The sequence below is a fragment of the Variovorax sp. 22077 genome (assembly GCF_052044195.1).
Lineage (GTDB): Bacteria > Pseudomonadota > Gammaproteobacteria > Burkholderiales > Burkholderiaceae_C > Variovorax > Variovorax atrisoli.
Genome location: NZ_JBQEQC010000083.1, coordinates 1 through 968, shown reverse-complemented (window position 1 = coordinate 968; position 968 = coordinate 1). Strand labels below are relative to the sequence as shown.

Annotated in this window: 1 protein-coding gene and 1 pseudogene; one reads left to right on the top strand and one right to left on the bottom strand. The window is 62.9% G+C overall.

Going from position 1 to position 968, the window contains the following annotated elements; translation table 11 throughout:
• On the bottom strand, positions 1 to 332 hold a 332-nt coding region (locus ACTJLF_RS34595), incomplete at its 3' end, for a hypothetical protein (RefSeq protein ID WP_440884898.1).
• Between ACTJLF_RS34595 and ACTJLF_RS34590 the strand changes: the two are divergent.
• Positions 331 to 968 (top strand): annotated as a pseudogene (locus tag ACTJLF_RS34590) (YadA-like family protein); the annotation flags it as partial. The gene ACTJLF_RS34595 and the pseudogene ACTJLF_RS34590 sit on opposite strands and share 2 nt — an antisense overlap.

Genomic DNA, 968 nt, shown 5'->3' with positions numbered 1-968 from the left:
ACCGCCGGCACCGTGTCCTCGGCCAACGTCACTGCGACGAACCTGTCCGCCACCAGCGGCACGGTCACCAACCTGACCTCCTCCAGCATCAGCGCCGGCACGATCACCGCGGGTACCGTGTCTGCAGGCAGCGTCAGCGCCACGAACGTCTCGGCCACCAACGGCACCATCAACAACCTGACCACGTCCAGCGTCTCCGCCACCAGCGGCACGATCAACACGCTGAGCTCCACCAGCATCACGGCCAACACCGTGAGCGCGGGCAGCGTGACCACCGGCAGCGTTTCCTCGAGCAGTGGCACGATCCAGTCGCTGACCTCGACCAACATCATGGCGACCGGCGTCACATCGACGAACGTGCTGGCGACCAACATCGATGCCACCAATCTGATCTCGAACACCGGCAGCATCGCCACGCTGACCTCCACCAACGTCAGCACCACCAACCTGACGGCCTCGAACGGCACGATCAATACGGTGAGCTCGACGAACGTCAGCACTACCAACCTGACCGCGTCGAACGGCACCATCAACACGTTGAGCTCGGCCAACGTGAGCACGACGAACCTGACGGCCAGCAACGGCACGATCAACACGCTGAGCTCGGCGAACGTCAGCACCACCAACCTGACCGCGTCGAACGGCACCATCAACACGTTGAGCGCCACCAACGTCAGCGCCACCAATGTCAGCACGACCGACCTGACGGCCAGCAACGGCACGATCAATACGCTGAGCGCGACCAACGTCAGCACCACCGACCTGACCGCGAGCAACGGCACCATCAATACTCTGAGCGCGACCAATGTCAGCACCACCGACCTGACCGCGAGCAACGGCACCATCAATACGCTGAGCGCAACCAACGTCAGCACCACCGATCTGACCGCCAGCAACGGCACCATCAACACGTTGAGCGCAACCAACGTCAGCACCACCGATCTGACCGCCAGCAACGGCACCATCAA